This window comes from Microbacterium proteolyticum (assembly GCF_029639405.1).
Taxonomy (GTDB): domain Bacteria; phylum Actinomycetota; class Actinomycetes; order Actinomycetales; family Microbacteriaceae; genus Microbacterium.
The window spans coordinates 1,436,819-1,456,312 of the sequence record NZ_CP121274.1; the positions used below are offsets into that span (position 1 = coordinate 1,436,819).

Annotated in this window: 18 protein-coding genes; 9 read left to right on the top strand and 9 right to left on the bottom strand. The window is 70.6% G+C overall.

Translation table 11 applies throughout. From position 1 onward, the window contains the following. Positions 1 to 2 precede the first annotated feature (2 nt). The 3 genes from mmsB (at position 3) to P8R59_RS07485 (ending at position 3,604) form a co-directional block, all read left to right on the top strand. The gene (mmsB, locus tag P8R59_RS07475; RefSeq protein ID WP_077050876.1) at positions 3 to 1,223 is read left to right on the top strand and encodes a multiple monosaccharide ABC transporter permease; all 1,221 of its coding nucleotides are present in this window, start codon (positions 3 to 5) and stop codon (positions 1,221 to 1,223) included. 87 nt (positions 1,224 to 1,310) lie between these two features. Further along, complete coding sequence (locus P8R59_RS07480) at positions 1,311 to 2,522, top strand: ROK family protein (protein WP_077050875.1); 1,212 nt, start codon at positions 1,311 to 1,313, stop codon at positions 2,520 to 2,522. 266 nt (positions 2,523 to 2,788) lie between these two features. After that, positions 2,789 to 3,604 carry a lytic transglycosylase domain-containing protein gene (locus tag P8R59_RS07485; protein WP_278103405.1) on the top strand — a complete coding sequence of 272 codons (816 nt, stop codon included), beginning with the start codon at positions 2,789 to 2,791 and terminating at the stop codon, positions 3,602 to 3,604. Between the two features lie 8 nt (positions 3,605 to 3,612). Here the strand turns inward: P8R59_RS07485 and P8R59_RS07490 are convergent, their stop codons facing one another. The 8 genes from P8R59_RS07490 to purS all read right to left on the bottom strand — a co-directional run bounded on the left by P8R59_RS07490 (position 3,613) and on the right by purS (position 11,754). Next, positions 3,613 to 4,536 (bottom strand): NAD(P)-dependent oxidoreductase, encoded by a 924-nt coding sequence (locus P8R59_RS07490; protein WP_278103406.1) that lies wholly within the window; start codon positions 4,534 to 4,536, stop codon positions 3,613 to 3,615. Between the two features lie 61 nt (positions 4,537 to 4,597). After that, entirely contained in the window at positions 4,598 to 6,052 is a 1,455-nt protein-coding gene (locus P8R59_RS07495) for an FAD-dependent oxidoreductase (RefSeq protein ID WP_278103407.1), read from the bottom strand. Then, positions 6,049 to 6,537 carry an ureidoglycolate lyase gene (locus P8R59_RS07500; RefSeq protein WP_278103408.1) on the bottom strand — a complete coding sequence of 163 codons (489 nt, stop codon included), beginning with the start codon at positions 6,535 to 6,537 and terminating at the stop codon, positions 6,049 to 6,051. Before P8R59_RS07500 ends, P8R59_RS07495 begins: the two co-directional genes overlap by 4 nt. 63 nt (positions 6,538 to 6,600) lie before the next feature. After that, complete coding sequence (locus tag P8R59_RS07505) at positions 6,601 to 7,329, bottom strand: GntR family transcriptional regulator (RefSeq protein WP_278103409.1); 729 nt, start codon at positions 7,327 to 7,329, stop codon at positions 6,601 to 6,603. Positions 7,330 to 7,358: 29 nt separating this feature from the next. Then, positions 7,359 to 8,801, bottom strand: a complete 1,443-nt coding sequence (locus P8R59_RS07510; RefSeq protein ID WP_278103410.1) for a response regulator transcription factor — start codon at positions 8,799 to 8,801, stop codon at positions 7,359 to 7,361. Between the two features lie 326 nt (positions 8,802 to 9,127). Continuing rightward, on the bottom strand, positions 9,128 to 10,546 hold the full coding sequence (locus P8R59_RS07515; protein WP_278103411.1) for a helix-turn-helix transcriptional regulator: 1,419 nt from the start codon (positions 10,544 to 10,546) through the stop codon (positions 9,128 to 9,130). A 255-nt stretch (positions 10,547 to 10,801) separates the two neighbouring features. Further along, a complete protein-coding gene (gene purQ / locus P8R59_RS07520; RefSeq protein ID WP_278103412.1) occupies positions 10,802 to 11,509 on the bottom strand; it encodes a phosphoribosylformylglycinamidine synthase subunit PurQ in 708 nt (235 codons plus the stop codon). Continuing rightward, positions 11,506 to 11,754 (bottom strand): phosphoribosylformylglycinamidine synthase subunit PurS, encoded by a 249-nt coding sequence (gene purS, locus P8R59_RS07525; RefSeq protein WP_022878640.1) that lies wholly within the window; start codon positions 11,752 to 11,754, stop codon positions 11,506 to 11,508. Before purS ends, purQ begins: the two co-directional genes overlap by 4 nt. A gap of 250 nt (positions 11,755 to 12,004) precedes the next feature. On the opposite strand from purS, the gene P8R59_RS07530 reads away from it, so the two are divergent. The 4 genes from P8R59_RS07530 to P8R59_RS07545 all read left to right on the top strand — a co-directional run bounded on the left by P8R59_RS07530 (position 12,005) and on the right by P8R59_RS07545 (position 16,867). Beyond that, positions 12,005 to 13,276 (top strand): ABC transporter substrate-binding protein, encoded by a 1,272-nt coding sequence (locus tag P8R59_RS07530; RefSeq protein ID WP_278103413.1) that lies wholly within the window; start codon positions 12,005 to 12,007, stop codon positions 13,274 to 13,276. Between the two features lie 149 nt (positions 13,277 to 13,425). Next, complete coding sequence (locus P8R59_RS07535; protein WP_278103414.1) at positions 13,426 to 14,478, top strand: carbohydrate ABC transporter permease; 1,053 nt, start codon at positions 13,426 to 13,428, stop codon at positions 14,476 to 14,478. Beyond that, positions 14,475 to 15,377 carry a carbohydrate ABC transporter permease gene (locus P8R59_RS07540; RefSeq protein WP_278103415.1) on the top strand — a complete coding sequence of 301 codons (903 nt, stop codon included), beginning with the start codon at positions 14,475 to 14,477 and terminating at the stop codon, positions 15,375 to 15,377. Before P8R59_RS07535 ends, P8R59_RS07540 begins: the two co-directional genes overlap by 4 nt. A 29-nt stretch (positions 15,378 to 15,406) precedes the next feature. Continuing rightward, a complete protein-coding gene (locus P8R59_RS07545) occupies positions 15,407 to 16,867 on the top strand; it encodes a glycoside hydrolase family 1 protein (RefSeq protein ID WP_278103416.1) in 1,461 nt (486 codons plus the stop codon). Between the two features lie 178 nt (positions 16,868 to 17,045). Here the strand turns inward: P8R59_RS07545 and P8R59_RS07550 are convergent, their stop codons facing one another. Beyond that, positions 17,046 to 18,278: a hypothetical protein gene (locus tag P8R59_RS07550; protein WP_278103417.1), complete on the bottom strand. Its 1,233-nt coding sequence runs from the start codon at positions 18,276 to 18,278 to the stop codon at positions 17,046 to 17,048. 251 nt (positions 18,279 to 18,529) lie between these two features. Here P8R59_RS07550 and P8R59_RS07555 point away from each other — a divergent pair, with 251 nt between their 5' ends. Then, entirely contained in the window at positions 18,530 to 19,138 is a 609-nt protein-coding gene (locus P8R59_RS07555) for a hypothetical protein (protein ID WP_278103418.1), read from the top strand. After that, on the top strand, positions 19,119 to 19,484 hold the full coding sequence (locus P8R59_RS07560) for a helix-turn-helix domain-containing protein (RefSeq protein ID WP_278103419.1): 366 nt from the start codon (positions 19,119 to 19,121) through the stop codon (positions 19,482 to 19,484). Before P8R59_RS07555 ends, P8R59_RS07560 begins: the two co-directional genes overlap by 20 nt. Positions 19,485 to 19,494 lie beyond the last annotated feature (10 nt).

Consider the following 19,494-nt stretch of genomic DNA (forward strand, 5'->3'; position numbering starts at 1 on the left):
CAATGGCCACCGCATCCACCCAGACGGTCGAAGCGCCGACGCAACCGGGACCGCGCCGCCGCGGTCTGCTCGCGCGCATCAACTTCCGGCAGTTCGGCATCCTCGCTGCCCTGGTCATCATCATCGTGCTGTTCCAGGTGCTCACCGGCGGGCGCCTGCTCATGCCGGGCAACGTCAACAACCTCATCCAGCAGAACGCGTACGTCCTGATCCTCGCGATCGGCATGGTGATGGTCATCATCGCCGGACACATCGACCTGTCGGTCGGTTCGGTCGTCGCCATGGTCGGCGCGATCGCGGCGATCGCCATGAACCAATGGGGTCTGCCCTGGTACATCGCGGTCGTCCTGTCGCTCGTCGTCGGCGCGATCGTCGGCGCGTGGCAGGGCTTCTGGGTCGCCTTCGTCGGGATACCCGCGTTCATCGTCACGCTCGCGGGCATGCTGCTCTTCCGCGGGCTCACGCTCGTGCTCCTCACCGGCGGCACGATCAGCGGTCTGCCCGACGGATTCACCGCCATCGGTGCCGGATGGCTCCCGCCCGTTCTCGGCTACGTCGGCAACTGGGACAGCCTCACCCTCGTGCTCGGCGCGATCGCCAGCGTCCTGCTCATCGTGCAGCAGCTGCGCACCCGCGCGACGCTCCGCCGTCTCGAGCTGCCCCGCGAGGTCGCGTGGTCGTTCTGGCTGAAGAACGCGATCGCCGTCGTGGCGATCATGGCCGTCGCCTTCACGATCGCCGCCTACAACGGCACGCCGATCGTGCTCATCATCCTCGCCGTGCTCGTGCTGGCGTACACGTTCGTGCTCAACCGCACGACGTTCGGTCGGCACATCTACGCGATGGGCGGCAACCTGTTCGCCGCCGTGATGAGCGGCGTGAAGACGAAGTGGGTCAACTTCTTCATCTTCGTCAACATGGGTGTGCTCGCCGGTCTCGCCGCGGTGGTCAGCACCGCACGCGCCGGTGGGGCCGTGGCATCCGCCGGTCAGAACTACGAACTGGATGCCATCGCGGCGGTGTTCATCGGTGGCGCCGCGGTCCAGGGCGGTATCGGTACGGTCGTCGGCGCCGTCGTCGGTGGTCTGGTCATGGGCGTGCTCAACATGGGTCTATCCATCCTGAGCGTCGACGCGGCCTGGCAGATGGCGATCAAGGGCATCGTTCTGCTCCTGGCCGTCGCGTTCGACATCTTCAACAAGCGACGCAACGGCGGTGTCTGATCGGGTGGGGAGCGCGGCCGTCCGCCGCGCTCCCCACACCGGCCGTAACCGGGGGGCCGTCGATGCGAGAATGGGGGAGGTGCCCTCATGACCCCTGCCGTGTTCGAGCCCGCCACGCCGCTCGCACCACCCTCAGGTCGTACGACGAACGACCTGATCCGTCAGCAGAACCTCGCGTCCGTCTTGTCGATGCTGCACCTCCGGGGAGCGCTCTCACGCGCTCAGCTGGGCGCGACGATCGGCCTGAACCGCTCGACGGTCACGGGCCTGGTCATGGAGTTGACCGAACTGGGGCTCGTCCGCGAGGTCGCCGCCGGCGAACGCACCGGTAAGGTCGGCCGCCCGACGCTCGACATCGAGCCCGAGGATCACGTCGCCGCGCTGAGCGTGCGGGCCGAGCCCCACGCCGTGACGGTCGCCCTCGTCGGGCTCGGCGGCGTCGTCCACGCGCGGCTACGCCACGACACCGCGAGCGCGCCGTCGCCCCGCCGCTTCGTGCAGATCGTCGCCTCCTCGGTCGAGGCGATGCGTGCCGACATCGACCGCCACTACCGGGTCGTCGGCGCGGGCCTCGCCGTCCCGGGACTCGTCAACGCCAACGGCTCCGTGCTGGTGTCGCCCACCCTCGGGTGGCGCCGGGATCCGGTGGCCGCGCGGTTGAGCGACGAACTCGGCATCCAGGTCTCCGCCGGAAACGACGCGAGCATCGGCGCGCTCGCCGAGTCGCGGTTCGGTGTCGGCGTCGGCGTCTCCAACCTCCTCTACCTCGGCGGCGCGATGCACAGCATCGGCGGCGGCCTGATCATCGATGGCACGCTCCTGCGCGGCACCTCCGGCTACGCCGGCGAACTCGGCCACACCGTCGTCGACCCGCGCGGCCGCACGTGCGTGTGCGGACGCAAGGGATGCCTCGAAGCCGAGGTCCGGCTCGACCTCCTCGAACCGCTGCTCGGCCGGCGCAAGCTCGACGAGGACGAACTCGACGTGGAGCTCGGCGTCGCCCGCGATCCCCGCGTGCTCGCGGAGGTGACGCGCCAGGTCGAGGTGCTCTCGCTGGCGCTGACGAACTTCGTCAACGCCTTCAGCCCCGAGACCGTCGTGCTCTCGGGATACCTCGGCGCGCTGCTGTCGGTCAGCCGCGAGCGTCTGGCCGAGGCGGTGCGCGTGCACCCGCTGGGCGCGGACGGCCGCACGATTCGTCTCGAGCGCGCGCACCTGCGCTCGCGCCTGATGCTCATCGGCCCCGCCGAGCTCGCCTTCGCCGACCTCCTCGCGAATCCCGCGGGCTTCCGCGGCTGACCCCGGTCCCGCGGCGTCCGGCCGCGCTCGGTGCCGCGGCATCCGGCCGCGCTCGGTGCCTCCTCCGAGTTCGGTGCCCCCTCTCCCGGTTGAGTGTCCAAGACACGCGGACGCCCTCGCGACGCATCCGCGTGTCTTGGACACCGAACCGGACGAGCGTGCCGCGGCGCCCCGGCTCGACGGCCCCCGTTCACCCGCACGTCGCCTCGCATGGCTAGTCTCGCCGCGGCGTTCCCTGCCCGGGTGGATGCCGAGGGAGGGTCCGCGTGGATCTCGACGCCGACCGCGGACGCTCGTGGTCTTCGATCGCCGCCGCCGTCGCGGCGGTGCTCTTCGTCGTGATCGCGATCGCCCTCGTCGTGTCGTCGCAGGCCGTCGGCCGTGAGCGTCCCCTCGAGGAAAGGGTGGGGGCGTACGCCCCCGCGGTCGAGCCGGATGCCGCGCCCGTCGCGGACGCGCCGGCCTCCGCCCCCGTACCGACCGCGGTTCCCGTGCCGTCGGCCCCGCCCCTCGCGGAGATCGTTCCCGCCGATCCGGCCTGGACCGCCCGCACGGCGGCGGCGACCGGCATCCCGGAGCGGGCCCTGCGCGCCTACGCGTCGGCCGCGCTCACGCTGAAGGCCGAACAGCCCGGCTGCGGGCTCGGCTGGAACACGCTCGCGGGGATCGGCGCCATCGAATCCGCCCACGGCACGCACTCCGGCGGGAATCTGGACGAGGCCGGGTACCCGCAGCCGGCGATCCGCGGCATCCCCCTCGACGGCACTGCCAGCGCCGCGATCGGCGACACCGACGGCGGCGCGTGGGACGGGGATGCCACCTGGGACCGCGCCGTGGGCCCGTTGCAGTTCATCCCCGCGACGTGGCAGCGGTGGGGCGCCGACGGCAACGGCGACGGGGTGGCCGACCCGAACCAGATCGACGACGCTGCACTCGCCGCGGGCCGCTACCTGTGCGCCGCCGGCGAGATGACGAGCGCGACCGGCTGGCGGCGGGCGATCTTCTCGTACAACCACCTCGACAGCTACGTCGACGACGTCGCCGCCACGGCCAACACGTACGCCGCACGCGCGGACGGCTGAACGGCGGATCAGCCGCGCAGCACCACGTTCTCGGGCTCTTCGCCCGCGAGGAAGTGCTCGATCTGCCGGCGGACGAGCCGCGCGATCCGGGGGCGCATCGCTCCTGTGGCGCCGCCGACGTGCGGCGCGATGAGCACGCCCTCGAGAGTCCACAGCGGGTGGTCGGCGGGCAGCGGCTCGGGGTCGGTGACGTCCAGCGCCGCGCGGATGCGCCCGCGCCGCACGTGGTCGACGAGGGCGTCCGTGTCGATCACGGGGCCGCGGCCGACGTTCACGACGAGCGCTCCGTCGGGCAGGGCCGACAGCGCGGCGTCGTCGACGAGGTGCTGGGTCTTGTCGCCGCCGGGGAGCGACACGATCAGCACGTCGGTGGCGGCGAGGACGTCGTACAGCTCGCCGAGGGGGAGGACCTCGACGTCGTCCTGCAGTCGTCCGTGCGACGCGACCGCGCGGAGATCGACCTCGAAGGGCTTCAGGCGGGCGGCGATCGCGCGGCCGACTCCGCCGAAGCCGAGCAAGGTGACGCGGGCGTCGGCGAGGCCCGGTGTCCACTTCCCCTCCCACTCCGCCCGGTCCTGCGCGCGGACGAAGTCCGGAAGCGCGCGCTGGGCCGCGAGCGCGAGGGCGACGGCGAGCTCGGCGGTCGCCGTCTCGTGCACGCTGGTGGCGTTGGCGAACACGATGCCCTCGGGGAGGCGCCCCTCGACGTTGTCGTACCCGATCGACTGGCCCTGCACGAGCCGCGTCGTCACCTCGGTCAGGCGCGCGATGACGCCGTCCATCGACATGTACGGCGGCACCACGATGTCGATGTGCGGGCGGGGGGCGGCATCCGTCATGTCCCAGACGAGCACCTCCACGCCCTCGGGTAGGGGCTGCAGATCGTCGCGGAGCTGCGCGGTGGGCACGGACACGATCAGCGGGGAAGTCACCCGTCCCACGCTACCCGCGGGTCCGGCGACCGCGGCCCCGCGGACACGCGGCGCAGCCGGCTCAGCCGGTGACGTCCGCCGGTACGGGCCGCCGCCCGACGTGCACCCCGACCGGGACGTCGTAGGCGAGGTACTCCGCCATCAGCGACTCGGCGTGGCGGGTGAAGAGCCGTCGCGACAGCGCCGCGGCGAGCTTGGTCGCGCCCCCGACGAGTCCCGGGATCTGGTGGCTGAGCATGCCCTGGCTGATCCGCGCGCCGTGGTTGAACATGTGGATGCGCGACAGCGCCGACCCCGCGGCCGCACTCCGGCTGACGAGGCCGAAGTCGTCGTCGAGGTAGGGGAACGCCGCGAGCCCGGGGTTCTCCGCGACCTGCGCCGGGGTGAGTCGATCGCTCCAGAGCGTGGCATCCGGGGCCACCGTCGACAGCTCCGGGCGGCGCGAGAGATCCGCGACGATCCCGGTCGCGGCGATGACGACGTCATAGCGATGGATGCCATGCGGCGTCGTCACGACGATCTCGGTGCCGTCCCACTCGACGGATCGCCACGGTGACGCCGTCAGGAAACGGAAGCCGTCGAAGGCGTGTGCGCGCCAGATCGCGTTCTGCGTGGCGGGCTGGTCGACGGCGGAGAGGTGCACGTTGAACGTCCACTTCTGCGCGTCGGTGAGCGAGCCGTAGTTCTCGATGAGGCCCGAGAATTCCATCCACCGGTAGGGGCTGACCTGCGGCATCGCGGTGCGCCGCATGTGCACGTCGACCGAGGCCGCGCCGTGCTCGAGGGCGGTGGCGGCGTTGTCGAACGCGCCGGTGCCGGCGCCCAGGATGCCGATGCGCTTCCCAGCGAGGGCGGCGAAATCGATCGCGTCGTGGGTGTGGTGCACCCGCTCGGCCGGGAGGTCGTCGAGGAGCGCCGGAACGTGCCGTCCCCCGGCGCCCTCGATGCCGGTGGCGAGCACGACGTGCCGGGCGAGGAGCACCCACGACCCGTCGGGGCCCTCGAGGTGCAGGCGCAGGGGGCCGTCGGCATCCGGCGGCGTGATCGACGTGACGGCGGTGGAACCGACGACCTCGATGCCGGCGACCGTGCGGTACCACTGCAGGAACCCCTGCCACGCGACGGTCGGGAAGAAGGCGATATCGTCCCACGCCGCTGCGCCGTACACGGCCTCGAACCACGCGCGCGGACTCACCGCCGGGACGCCCCACGTCGGCCAGGCGATGTCCTTCGGGGTGCGCAGCGTGTGCATGCGCGCGTACGTGGTCCACGGCCCGGTGGCGTCGATCGGGGCGGAGTCGAGGACGACGACGTCGTCGATGCCGCGGCGGCGCAGGCCCCGGGCGAGCACGAGCCCGGCCTGTCCACCGCCCACGATCACGACCGGGTGTTCACCGTCGCGTTCGCCGACCCACGACCGTCCGTCCCCTGCGCTCAGCGCTTCCTGGTGCGCGGCCTCGCGTTCGAGGGCGGCCAGGCGAGCACTCGCATCGGCGAGCGGGGTGAGGGTGCTCACTCGACGACGACGCGCACGCCGTAGGTGTCGTCGAGCCGGAAGTTGTGGTGATCGGTGACGTTGGTGTCGTCGAGTTCGAGGTTGACGAAGTCCATGCTCGGCTCGGCGAAGAACGGGCCGGCGTGCCACGTGCCCTTGAGCATCGTGATCGCGGTGCGTGCCGGGATCCGGAACGCGCGCAGGTCGTCGAGCGTGGGCTCGTCGATGCTGGCGGGCGCGACGGCGATCGTCCACTCGACGTCGCCGACGGCCATGAGGGTCTGGGTGGTCTCGAGGTGCCGCGTGACCCGGACGAATTCGGGCTTCTTGTCGTCGAGCGACATCAGGTAGAAGCGCGGGATGCCGCCGGACACGTCGAGCACGGCCTCTTCCGCCGTGAAGGGTGTGCCGTCTGCCATGGGGGTCAGAACGACACCGAAGGGGGCGAACGCCTCGGCGGTGACGGTCGCGGCGGTGAGGGGGTGGGTGGGGAGCGGCTCGGTCATGCCCCGAAGATACGCCTGTCAGACAAGCCCTGCGACAACTTGTCTGACACGTTCACGACCTCGTTACGACCCCGAAACGCCCCGATCGTGGCGGACGCGCCGGATGAGGGCGTTCCGCAGCCCCGCGGGGGCGGACACCTGCACCTCGCGCGACCAATACCCGACGTCGTCGCCCGTCCCGTATCCGCAGTAGGTCATCTCGACGACCGGGACCCCCGGCGTCGTCGCCAGCAGCGCCGCCCGCTCGGTATCCAGGCTCACCGCGTCGACCCACAGGGTCTCCCACGCGACTCGGATGCCGTTCGCCTCCTCCGCCAGGTCGAACACCGGCCGTCGCGGGTCGAGGTCGACGACGTGGGCGAGGGGGACGAGGTCTTCCGCCAGCGCGTACGGCGTGCCGTCGACGCTCCACACCTTCACGGTGCGGAACACCCGTGTGCCGTCGGGTAGATCGTCGAACCGTTCGGGGTCGCCCGCGGCGAGAACCCGGACCCCGGATACCGCGACCTCGAGCCGCGGCTCGTATCCGGCCGCACGGATCGACAGGGAGTGGTCGAACTGCTCGTCGATCCGGCGCCCGACGTCGGGCAGCCGGCGGTTGGGTGTCGTGCGCGTCCCCTGCGTCCGGTGCACGTACCCGCGCTCCTCGAGCCGCACGAGTGCTTCGCGGACCGAGGCCCTGCTCGCCCCCGTGAGCTCCGCGAGCCGCGGCTCGGACGGCAACGTCTCGAGATCGCCGCTCCAGAGCGCGAGGATCCGGTCGATGACGGCATCCTGGTCTGTCGCGCGCATGGGCCCCTCGTTCGGTGCGAGCTCCCCGGTCACTCGTCCGGACGCTGCAGCAACGCGACGGCATCCTCTCGGCTCGACACCCCCAGCTTGCCGTAGATCGACCGGACCTGTGACTTCACGGTGTTCACCGACACGTTCCGCGCCCGCGCGATGTCGGGGATGCCGAGGCTCGAGGTGAGGAGGTACGCGAGCTCCCGCTCGGTGGTGGTCAGCGCCGCGAAAGCTCCCGAGCCCTTGGATCGCGCGGCGATCGCGGGCAGCAGCTCCCGCATCAACGTGACCGTGGGGACGAGGTCGGGGTTGTGCTCGATCACGAGGTCGAGCAGACGCTCCGTGTCGGCGAACGGGATCATCAGGAACGGGGTGACCGACCCGCCCGTCCGCTCGATGAGCCGCACGACCGACTCCATGCTCTGCACCGCCCGCTTCTCGCTGCCCAGCCGCAGGAATGCGACGGCTCGGCGCGTGAGCAGCGGAGTCAGTGTCCGCAGGCAGTGTTCGTCGAGCAGGGCGACGCACGCGTTCGTGCTGTCGATGACGTCGCGCTCGCGACCGACGTGCAGCATGATCCCGGCCCGCTGCATGGGGAAGCACACGGCATGCCCGGAGTGCGTGACCGCGGTCGAGAGGGTGTTCAGCGCCTCGTCGAACTCGCCCTGCGCGGCGAGCATGTCGGCGTGCAAGCCCAGGAGGAGGTCGCGCACGATGCGGAAACTCCGGGCGCGTCCCGAGCCGAGAAGGAGCTGGCGGCTCGCGGCCAGACCGGCTGTGAGGTTTCGCTCGATGAGCATGATCGTCACGCGGATCATTCCGACGCTGAACGCCCAGTACGGATCGTCGGGTTGGGCCGTCTCCAACTCGTCGGCGATCTCGCGCATGTGATCCATGTCGGCGTTGGTCACGGTGAGGAGTCCATCGCCCAGGAGCAGGCAGTGCGAGACGTCGGAGATCGCCCACCCCTGATCGGCGAACAGCCGGCGCGCCTCGCGGACCGTGCGCGCGGCGCCGGGGTACTCCGCGTTCAGCCCGAGGCTCAGCGCCTGGACGCTCAACGCGCGGTAGCGCTGCGCCGGTGTCTCGGCGAAGAGCAGAGCCTCGGCGGCGTAGTGCCCGCCGATCTGCGGCCATCCGACCGCGGCACAGTACTCCGCGACGCCCGCGTAGAGCGCGGAGCGGGCCGGACCCGACAGTGCGGCGGGACGCGTGAGACGTCCGCTGTCGAAGTAGCGTGACACGAGTTCGATGCCGTCGCCGAGCGCGTCATGACGCGCGCGTGCCACCAGCATCGCGGTGAGGACCATCGCCCGGGTGTCGGTCCAGATCAGGGGGGTCGCGCCCGGCTCGGCTTCCGCCAGGAGCGCGAGGTGGCGCTGGAGCGGTTGCCCGTGCCCGGGTTCCAGGCGCGCGAACGTGTGGGCCGCGGCCGCGCGGAGCGCGGCGCTCGGGCCGATGGGACCATCGGAATCGCTCATGTGACCTCCGTGACACGAACGCGACCGCCTGCGTGCGCGCATCGGTGCGCCCCACGGTCGCGTCATGGATAGACAGGCACCCAGGACGGGCGGTCGGACACGGATTCGGGTTCGCGAGCGGCCGCTGGAACCGCCAGCCCCCGGGGAGCGGTCCCATTCATGAGGATAGGACAAATGTCCGCCTTCCGCCCGGGGAGGGGCGGAGAAGCGGATGAACCGCGGCCGAGCGGCGCGGGGGAGGAGGGGTGGCCTGCGGCGAGCTCACGGGAGAGCCTGCTCGGTGACGGGTCGCTGGTCTCCGCGGGCCCGGGCGCCTCGCAGGCCCCTCAGTCGGGGCGGGACTCCAGCACCCGCAGGGCCTCTTCGCGTCGGGAGACGCCGAGCTTGCCGTAGATCGAGCGCATCTGCGACTTCACGGTGTTCACCGAGACCCCGCGAGCCCGGGCGATCTCGGCCGCCGACCGGGTCGTGCGCAACAGGTGCGCGAGTTCCCGTTCGGTCGGTGTCAGCGGCGTCAGGGCCGGGGACAGGGCCTGACGGGCGGCGAGGGCAGGGAGGGCGGAACGCAGCCGGTCGATGGTCTCGCCCAGATCGTCGCGGACTCCGGCCACGAGGTCGAGAAGTCGGGCCGCGTCCGCGCTCGGGATCATCAGGAACGGCATGAGCGATCCGCCGGTCTGGGCGATGAGCACCACGGCGGATTCCATGCTCTGCGTCGCGCGCTGGTCGTTGCCCAGTCGCAGGAACGCCACCGCGCGGCGCGTGAGCAGCGGGGTGAGCGTGCGCAGGCAGTGCTCGTCGTGGAGGGCGACGCACGCGTTCGTCGACTCGATCACCTCGCGTTCGCGACCGGTGAGCAGCAGCGTCGCGGCGCGCTGCATCGGGAAGCACACGGCGTGACCGGGATGCGTGACGCCGGTGGACAGAACCGCGAGGGCTTCGTCGAACTCGCCGTGGAGGGCGAGCATGTCGGCGTGCATCCCGAGGAGGAGGTCGCGCTGGAGGCGGGGGCTGCGGGCGCGATCGGAGGCGTGCAGCAGACGTCGGCTCTCGGCCAGGCCGGACGCGAGATCGCGGTCGAAGAAGTGCGCGGCGACACGCATCACCGCTGCACCGAAGTTCCAGTACGGCTGGTCCGACGGTGTGCGCTGCAAGCCGTCGGCGAGCTGGCGGAGGCGCTCGGCGTCGGCGCGGGTGAGGGCGAGCATCGCTTCGCCGAGGAAGAGACAGTGCGAGACGTCGTCGTCGTGCCAGTCGTGCGCAGCGAACAGGGCGTGCGCCTCCCGGACGGCGTCGGCGGCCGAGACGTATTCCGCGTTGAGGGCGAGAGCGAGGGCGCGGACGCTGTGCGCGCGGTATCGTTGCGCATCGGTGTCGGCGAACTCCCGGGCCTCCGCGGCGTACCGCGCCGCGATCTGCGGCCAGCCGACCGCGGAGCAATACTCGCTGGCGCTCGCGTACAGACGCGAGCGGGCCGTGGCCGACAGGGAGGCCGGCCGCGTCAGACGTCCGTCGACGAAGTAGCGGTGGATCAGGTCCAGGCCGTCGCCGAGGGCGTCCCGCCGGGCGCGTGCGGCGAGGACGCTCGAGAGCACGCCGGCGCGGGCGTCGGTCCACGTCGCCGGTGCCGGCCCGGGGTCCACCTCCGCGAGCAGGGTCAGATGCCGCCCGATCGGCTGACCGTGTCCGGGTTCCAGTCGCAGCAGCGTCTGGACGGATGCCGCGCGCAAGAGGTCCCCGCCCACGGGTGCTTCCTCTGCCACGACGATCCCCCTCCGCCCGCGCACGCGTCGACGTGCACCGGACTCCCCGTCCGTCGGTGCGGGTGAGCATCGGCGATCGCTGCGGTACGACGCGCAACGAATGGTGCGGATCGGGCGATGTCGGGTTCGCCGCGACCATGCCGCCGGGCCCTCCGACCGTCGGTAGGAAGAACGATAGTCAGTCGGCCGGCATCGCGCACGATCCGGAGGTGGGACGGCGGGAACCCGCGAGGGGTGTTACGCCGTCGCGGCGACGACGGCCGAGATGGCCGAGGTGAAGAAACCGAGCCCGTCGACGCCGGATCGCATCGCGACGGAGGTGCCCGGGCCGAAGCCGGGCTCGACGGCGTGCTCGGGGTGCGGCATCAGACCGACCACGTTGCCGCGCTCGTTCGTAAGGCCGGCGATGTCGTCGAGCGAACCGTTCGGGTTGACGCCCAGGTACCGGAACGCGACGAGGCCCTCGCCGTTGACGCGGGCCAGGGTCTCGGCATCCGCGATGTATCCGCCGTCGGCGTTCTTCAGCGGGATGACGATCTCGTCGCCCTCGTCGAACGCACTGGTCCAGGCGGTCGATGCGTTCTCGACGCGCAGGCGCTGGTCGCGGCGGATGAACTGCTGGTGCGCGTTGCGGATCAGCCCGCCGGGGAGCAGGTGCGCCTCGACCAGCATCTGGAAACCGTTGCAGATGCCGAGGATCGGCATGCCCTTGGCCGCGGCATCCTTCACCTCGGCCATGATCGGCGCGAACGCGGCGATCGCGCCGGCGCGGAGGTAGTCGCCGTAGCTGAAGCCGCCGGGCAGGACGAGGGCGTCGACGCCCCGGAGGTCGTGCTCGCCGTGCCACAGCGCGACCGGCTCGGCACCCGCGAGGCGGATGGCACGCTGCGCGTCGCGATCGTCGAGGGAGCCGGGGAAGGTGATGACCCCGATGCGCGTCGTCACTCGACGACCTCGATGTTCACCACGTCCTCGATCACGGCGTTCGAGAGCATCTCGTCGGCGAGTTCGCGGGCGCGGGCCAGCGTGGCCTCGTCGACCTCGCCCTCGACGGTCAGCTCGAAGCGCTTGCCGATCCGCACGTCGGAGAAGCGGTTCTCGCCCAGTCGCGACAGGGCGCCGGCGACGGCCTTCCCCTGCGGGTCGAGAAGCTCGGCCTTGGGCATGACGTCGACGACGATGGTGGGCATTCCAGCTCCAGGTGTCGGAAGGGCAGTGGATGCCAGTCTACGGGGCCGTCCCGTGCCGCCGCCGACACCGGCTTGCGCCGTCGAGACAAGGGCTTGCGCATCACGGCGGTTCGTGGGAGCGCTCTCTTGACACTTTGGGAGCGATCCCATAACGTCGTGCGGGATCGGTGAGAGCGCTCCCACGGTTCAGTGGTCGAGGGAGCGCCGCGCACAGGAGCACACCGATTCACCCACCACGAAGGAGTGTTCTGTGAAATCACGTGCCCTGCGTCGTGCCGCCCTCGTCGCGGCCGTCGCCTCCACCTCCGCCCTCGTGCTCGCCGGTTGCTCCGGTGGCGGGGGCACCGCATCGGCCGACGGCGAGGTCACCCTCACCGTCGCCACGTTCAACGACTTCGGCTACACCGACGCGCTCCTGCAGGAGTACATGGACGCGCACCCGAACGTGAAGATCGTCCACAACAAGGCCGCGACCAGCAACGAGGCCCGCGAGAACTACTTCCAGAAGCTCGGCAAGACCGGCCTCGCCGACATCGAGGCGATCGAGGTCGACTGGCTGCCCGAGGTCATGCAGTACGCCGACCTCCTCGCCCCGGTCCCCGACGACCTGAAGAGCCGCTGGCTCGACTACAAGGTGACGGCCGCGACGAGCCCCGAAGGCAACCTCATCGGCTACGGCACCGACATCGGACCCGAAGGCGTCTGCTACCGCTCCGACCTGTTCGCCGCGGCCGGTCTGCCCACTGATCGCGCCGAGGTCGCCAAGCTCCTCGAGGGCGACTGGTCCACGTATTTCGCCCTGGGTGACAAGTACGTCGCCGCGACCGGCAAGGCGTTCTTCGACTCCGCCGGCGGCACGTACCAGGGCGCCATCAACCAGGTCGAGGCCGCGTACGAGAACCCCGACAGCGGCGAGATCACCGCGACCCAGAACCCCGAGGTCAAGAAGATCTACGACGAGGTCCTCGCGGCCAGCGCCACACAGTCGGCGCACCTCGGCCAGTGGTCCGACGACTGGTTCGCGGGTCTGTCCAACGGCGCGTTCGCCACGATGCTCTGCCCCGGCTGGATGCTTGGCGTCATCTCGGGCAACGCCCCCGACGTCACGGGCTGGGACATCGCCAACGTCTTCCCCGGTGGCGCCGGCAACTGGGGCGGCTCGTACCTCACCGTCCCCGCCAACGGCAAGAACGTCGAGGCCGCGCAGGAGCTGGCCGACTGGCTGACGAGCCCCGAGACGCAGGTCAAGGCGTTCGAGAGCGCGGGGACCTTCCCCAGCCAGACGGACGCGCTGAAGGCCGAATCGCTGCTCGGCAACACCAACGAGTACTTCAACAACGCACCCGTCGGGGAGATCCTGTCCGAGCGCGCGCAGGCCGTGAAGGTCTCGCCGTACAAGGGGAAGTTCTACTTCCAGATCAACGACGCCATGCAGAAGGCGCTGACCCGTGTCGAGGACGGCACGCAGAGCGCGACCGACTCCTGGAAGCAGTGGGCGGCAGAGGTCGACGCCCTGTCCTGACCCCGCGAACGGATGCCAGGGGCCGCGGCTTCGCGCCCCTGGCATCCGTCGCCCATCCCCTTCTCGCGTGAGGGGTCAAGAACTGTCGCTTGCGCTCGTCGCAGGCGACAGATTCTGACCCCTCACGCGTCAGAAACGGAGCACACACCGTGACCAGCACACTCGAACGACCCACGGGGGCCGCGGCGCCGAAGGCGCGCGAGCCCCGGCGGGTGGGCTTCAGCAAGCGCCGCAGCGCGTGGGATCTGAAGCTCTCGCCCTACCTCTACATCTCGCCGTTCTTCGTCCTGTTCGCGGTCACCGGGCTCTTCCCGATCGCGTACACCGCCGTGATCTCGTTCATGGACTGGGACCTGGTGCGCAACTCGGGCCAGTTCATCGGGTTCGACCAGTACGTGTGGGTGCTCAGCCAGCCGAAGTTCTGGATCGCGCTGCGCAACACGTTCAGCATCTTCCTTCTCTCGAGCGTGCCGCAGCTGATCCTTGCGATCTTCATCGCCGCGATGCTCGACCAGAACATCCGCGCCAAGACCTTCTGGCGCATGAGCGTCCTCATCCCCTACGTCATGGCCCCCGTGGCCGTGGCCCTCATCTTCAGCAACATGTTCGGCGACCAGTACGGCGTCGTGAACACCACGCTGCAGAACCTCGGTCTGCCCGCGGTGCCGTGGCACTCCGACGCCTTCGCCAGCCACATCGCCATCGCGACGATGGTGAACTTCCGCTGGACCGGGTACAACACCCTGATCCTCCTGGCCGCGATGCAGGCCGTGCCCCGCGAGTACTACGAGGCCGCGACCGTCGACGGCGCGGGCAAGGTCCGGCAGTTCTTCTCGATCACGCTGCCGAGCCTCAAGCCGACGCTCATCTTCGTCATCATCACCTCGACCATCGGCGGCCTGCAGATCTTCGACGAGCCGCGCATGTACGACCAGTACGGCACCGGCGGCGCCGACAACCAGTGGCTGACCGTCACGCTGTGGCTCTACAACGTCGGCTGGGGCGAGTGGAACTTCGGACGCGCGGCGGCGCTCGCGTGGATCCTGTTCCTCATCATCCTCGCGATCGGCGTCGTCAATCTGTTCATCACGCGCTCGCTCGTGCGCGACGAGGGCCGGCGCGACACGCGGTCCCGCCGCGAGTTGCGCGCCCAGGCGCGCGCGGCGAAGAAGCAGCTCCAGCGAGAGGAGGCGGCCCGATGACCGCCGTCAACGCCGTCCCGGTCGCCGTCGTCGACCCCGACCTGCCCACGAAGCCGCGTCGTCCCCGTGCGGTGCGCGGCTCGCGCCCCGGCTGGTTCGTGTACACCGCCCTCGGCGCGGTGCTGCTCGCGAGCGTGTTCCCCTTCTACTGGTCGCTGCTGATCGGGTCGGGCGATTCGTCGACCATCCGCGACGCGAACCGGTCGTGGATCCCCGGGGGCAACTTCTTCGCCAATGCCGCGTCCGTCATGGGCGATCCCGCGGTCAACTTCTGGCCGGCGCTGGTGAACTCCATCATCAGCTCGGGGCTGATCGCGGCATCCGTCGTCTTCTTCTCCACCCTCGCGGGGTGGGCGTTCGCGAAGCTGAAGTTCCGCGGGGGGCCGTGGCTCCTCGTATTCGTCGTCGCGACGATGGCCGTGCCGACGCAGCTGGGCGTCGTGCCGCTGTACATCCTGTTCAGCGAGCTCGGGTGGACCGGGCAGCTCGGCGCGATCATCATTCCGGCGCTGACCAGCGCATTCGGCGTGTTCTGGATGACGCAGTACCTGCGTCAGGCGGTGCCGGACGAGCTGATCGAGGCGGCGCGCGTCGACGGTGCCAGCTCGTTCCGCACGTTCCTGACCGTGGGCGTCCCGGCGGCTCGACCCGCCGCGGCGATGCTCGCGCTGTTCACGTTCGTGAGCGCGTGGAACAACTTCTTCTGGCCGTTCATCGTGCTCGACCGCCAGAACCCGACGCTGCCGGTGGCGCTCTCGCTCCTGCAGTCCAACTACTTCGTCGACTACTCCATCGTGCTCGCGGGCGTGCTGCTGTCGACGATCCCGCTGCTGCTGCTGTTCGTCTTCGCGGGCAAGCAGCTGGTCAGTGGCATCATGCAAGGGGCGGTCAAGGGATGACGCTTGCGCCCACGGAAGGAACCCGATCCATGTCCCACACCCGAGCCTTTCCCGAGGGCTTCCTCTTCGGCGCGGCGACCGCCGCGTACCAGATCGAGGGGGCCGCGTTCGAGGACGGGCGCACGGCCTCCATCTGGGACGCCTTCAGCCGGGTTCCCGACGCGGTGATCAACGCCGACAACGGCGATGTCGCGTGCGACCACTACCACCGCTACGCCGACGACGTGCAGGTCATGAAGAGCCTCGGCCTCCAGACCTACCGCTTCTCCACGTCGTGGTCGCGCGTGCGTCCCGACGGCGGCGCGCTCAACCCGAGGGGCGTCGACTTCTACAAGCGTCTCGTCGACGAGCTCCTGGATGCCGGCATCCTCCCGTGGCTGACCCTGTATCACTGGGATCTCCCACAGGCTCTGCAGGAACGTGGCGGCTGGACCGTCCGCGAGACGAGCGACCTCTTCGCCGAGTACGCGCTCGACATGCACGACGCCCTGGGCGACCGCGTGAACGTGTGGACGACGCTCAACGAGCCGTGGTGCTCGTCGTTCCTCAGCTACACCGCCGGCGCCCACGCGCCCGGTCACTACTCGCAGGCCGAGGGCATGCTCGCCGCGCATCACCTGCTCCTGGGGCACGGCCAGACCGTCCGCGAGCTCCGCGCCCGCGACGCCTCGCTCAACCTCGGGCTCACGCTGAACCTGACCGTGGCGGATGCCGTCGACCCCACGAACCCCGCCGACCTCGACGCCGCCCGTCGCATCGACGGCCAGTTCAACCGATGGTTCCTCGACCCGGTGTTCCGGGGCAGCTACCCGGCCGACATCATCCAGGACTTCCGGAACGTGGATGCCGACGCGGTGAGGCAGTGGCAGGATGCCGTTCGCCCGGGCGACCTCGACGTCATCTCGACCCCGATCGACACGCTCGGCGTGAACTACTACCACGGCGAGTACGTCGGTGGCAGGCCGCCGCTCGTGAACCCGCCGGCGGGCGACGCCCCCACGGTGCGCCCGATCGCGTCGCCGTTCCCCGCGCACGAGAACCTGTACTGGCACGAGCGGGGCCTTCCCCGCACGACGATGGGCTGGGAGGTGCAGCCCGAGGCGCTGACCGGCCTGCTCGAGCGCGTGAGCGCCGAGTACTCGGCCGAGGCCGGCGTCGCTCTGTACATCACCGAGAACGGTGCCGCCTACGACGACGTGCCCGTGACCGAGGACGGCGAGACGCGCGTCCACGACTCCGAGCGCGTGGAGTTCGTGGAGGCGCATCTCGCCGCCGTCCTGGATGCCGTCGAGCAGGGCATCGACGTCCGTGGCTACTTCTACTGGTCGCTGCTCGACAACTTCGAGTGGGCCTGGGGCTACGAGAAGCGTTTCGGCATCGTGCACGTCGACTACGCGACGCAGGAGCGCTCCGTGAAGGACTCCGGCCTGGCGTACGCGCGGGTGATCGCGGAGCGGGCGCTGGTTGCGGAGCCCGCGGTGCGGCTGTAGCCCGTCAGCCGACGGCGGGGTGCCGTATACCCACGGCACCCCGCACCAGCGCTCGTGTTGTCGACTCTTCCCGACCTGGCGAAACAGGTATGGCGACTGGGCGCCCGCTCGAATCCCCTTCCGAGGACGCTGCGGTCGCGTCGCCGAGGCGGGTGGGACGGAACCGGCCGGCGCCCAGTCAGCAGGTGCTCACGTTCGTGACGGCGAACCATCCTCCGGAGGCGGGGCCGCAGGAGGCGATGCCGGAGCGGACGGTGCTGCCGCTGCTTCCGACCAGTCGTCCGTCGGGGGTGAGGTAGAGGGCGCCGGGTCCGAGCGTGGAGTTGGCGGGGATGTTCGTGGCGCCGTGGTAGACGACGGAGCTGTCGAAGTAGCCGTACGTTCCGTCGGTGTTTTTGACGGCGAACCATCCTCCGGAGGCGGGGCCGCAGGAGGCGATGCCGGAGCGGACGGTGCTGCCGCTGCTTCCGACCAGTCGTCCGTCGGGGGTGAGGTAGAGGGCGCCGGGTCCGAGCGTGGAGTTGGCGGGGATGTTCGTGGCGCCGTGGTAGACGACGGAGCTGTCGAAGTAGCCGTACGTTCCGTCGGTGTTTTTGACGGCGAACCATCCTCCGGAGGCGGGGCCGCAGGAGGCGATGCCGGAGCGGACGGTGCTGCCGCTGCTTCCGACCAGTCGTCCGTCGGGGGTGAGGTAGAGGGCGCCGGGTCCGAGCGTGGAGTTGGCGGGGATGTTCGTGGCGCCGTGGTAGACGACGGAGCTGTCGAAGTAGCCGTACGTTCCGTCGGTGTTTTTGACGGCGAACCATCCTCCGGAGGCGGGGCCGCAGGAGGCGATGCCGGAGCGGACGGTGCTGCCGCTGCTTCCGACCAGTCGTCCGTCGGGGGTGAGGTAGAGGGCGCCGGGTCCGAGCGTGGAGTTGGCGGGGATGTTCGTGGCGCCGTGGTAGACGACGGAGCTGTCGAAATAGCCGTAGCTGACCGTGGCCGCTGAGGCGGCCGACAAGGCGGCCGAGTTGCTGGCCCCCGCACTGCTGCTGGTGACGGTACCTGAGCCGCCGACAGCAGGCACGCTGATGGTCGGCAGCGTGTATCGCCCATCCGTGCCCGACACCCCCGTGGCCGATGTCGATCCGCCGGCGAACGTGTACCCGTTCGACAGGGTGACCGTGATGGATGCGCCGGTCGTCGGTGTGCCGTCCGTCGTCGCGGTCACGTACGCGCCGGTGATCGTCGAGCACGCCGTGCCGGAGTAGCTGGCCTGGTTGAACGCCAGCGCGAGCGTGCCCGAGGCCGAGGCCGCCGGGGCCACGGTCGCCGTCGCGATCACGGGGATGCTCCACGCCGCTCCGGCGAGGATGGTGCGGCGTGCGACGCCGTCGTCGGGCGCGGAGGCGCGCGAGAGGTCGGTCATGAGGGCTCCTTCGGTTCGGGTTCGTAGTGCCGTCATTCATGAAGCCGGGAACGGATGCCATTCCGCTCGTCCGTGTCGCAAGCGCGTGCGCACTGTCGGCGTTCCGGTGGCGCGGGTGAATCTCCCACGCGATTTCGGGACTGTTCGGGTGACCGCAGCCCCGCTTCCCCCCGATGCCCTCGGGCTGCGGCGACCGCGCCCCTAGAGTGTCCGGACCCGTCCCGGCATCCATCCGACGGAGGTGCACGCCCATGTCCCACTCTCGGTCGCCGTGGCGCGTGCGCCGCGTCCCCCTGGAGGGGCGCGAGGTCGCGGAGTGGTTCCGCATGCGCGGGTGGACCGCGATCGACGCGGAGGCCGCGGCATCCCATGCCTTCATCGACGAGGCGATCGTGGCGGACGTCACGATCCGACGCGTGTGGCACACGGCTCTCGCGCTCTCGCGGCCCGCGTCGGGCGAGACAGAGAGCGACACCCTCGTCGTCCACGTCGCGGGGGCGGGGACCGTCCGGATCGGGGACGCCCCGCCCGCAGCCCTCGTGCCCGACGATGTCCTCTTCGTGCCGCGCGGCGAAGCGGTGGCGTACCGCAGCGACGAGCCGATCGCGCGGATCGAGATCGATCACGGTGCGCGCGATCGCGCCGGCGACTTGTTCCACGTGCACGGCGAGCTCGTGTCGGCGGTCATGATCACCTCGGCCGTCAACGCCCTCTTCCACGCCCATGATTCGCGGGGGGGGGGGGGGGGGGGTATTCAGCGCTGCCGACGCAGTGGCAGCCTCGCTCCGAGCGCTGATCGCGGCGATCCGCGCCGAGGCTCTCGCCATCGCCAGACCCCGGATGCCGCGCCTCCCGGTTGAGGTCGAGTACGACCGCCTCCATTCTCGCGCGCGCACGATCCTCGAGGCCGAGGCGGCGCGGCGCGACCTCACGATCGACGCGGTGGCGGAGCGCCTCGGCACGGGGCGCCGGCGCCTCGAGCGCGCCTTCCGCCTGCACGGCGAGTCGCCCGGAGACGTGCTGCGCGCCTCCCGTCTGCGCCTCGCGCGTGCGTTGCTCGATTCCGATCACGAGCTGCGCGCGCCCGAGATCGCCGACCTCGCCGGCTTCGCCTCCGCCCGCGCGCTGAAAGACGCGCTGGCGAAGCACGGCGTGACCGTTCCCGGACAGCGCGGAGGAGTACGCTCGCAACGTCGCCGGGAGTGATCCGGCTCAC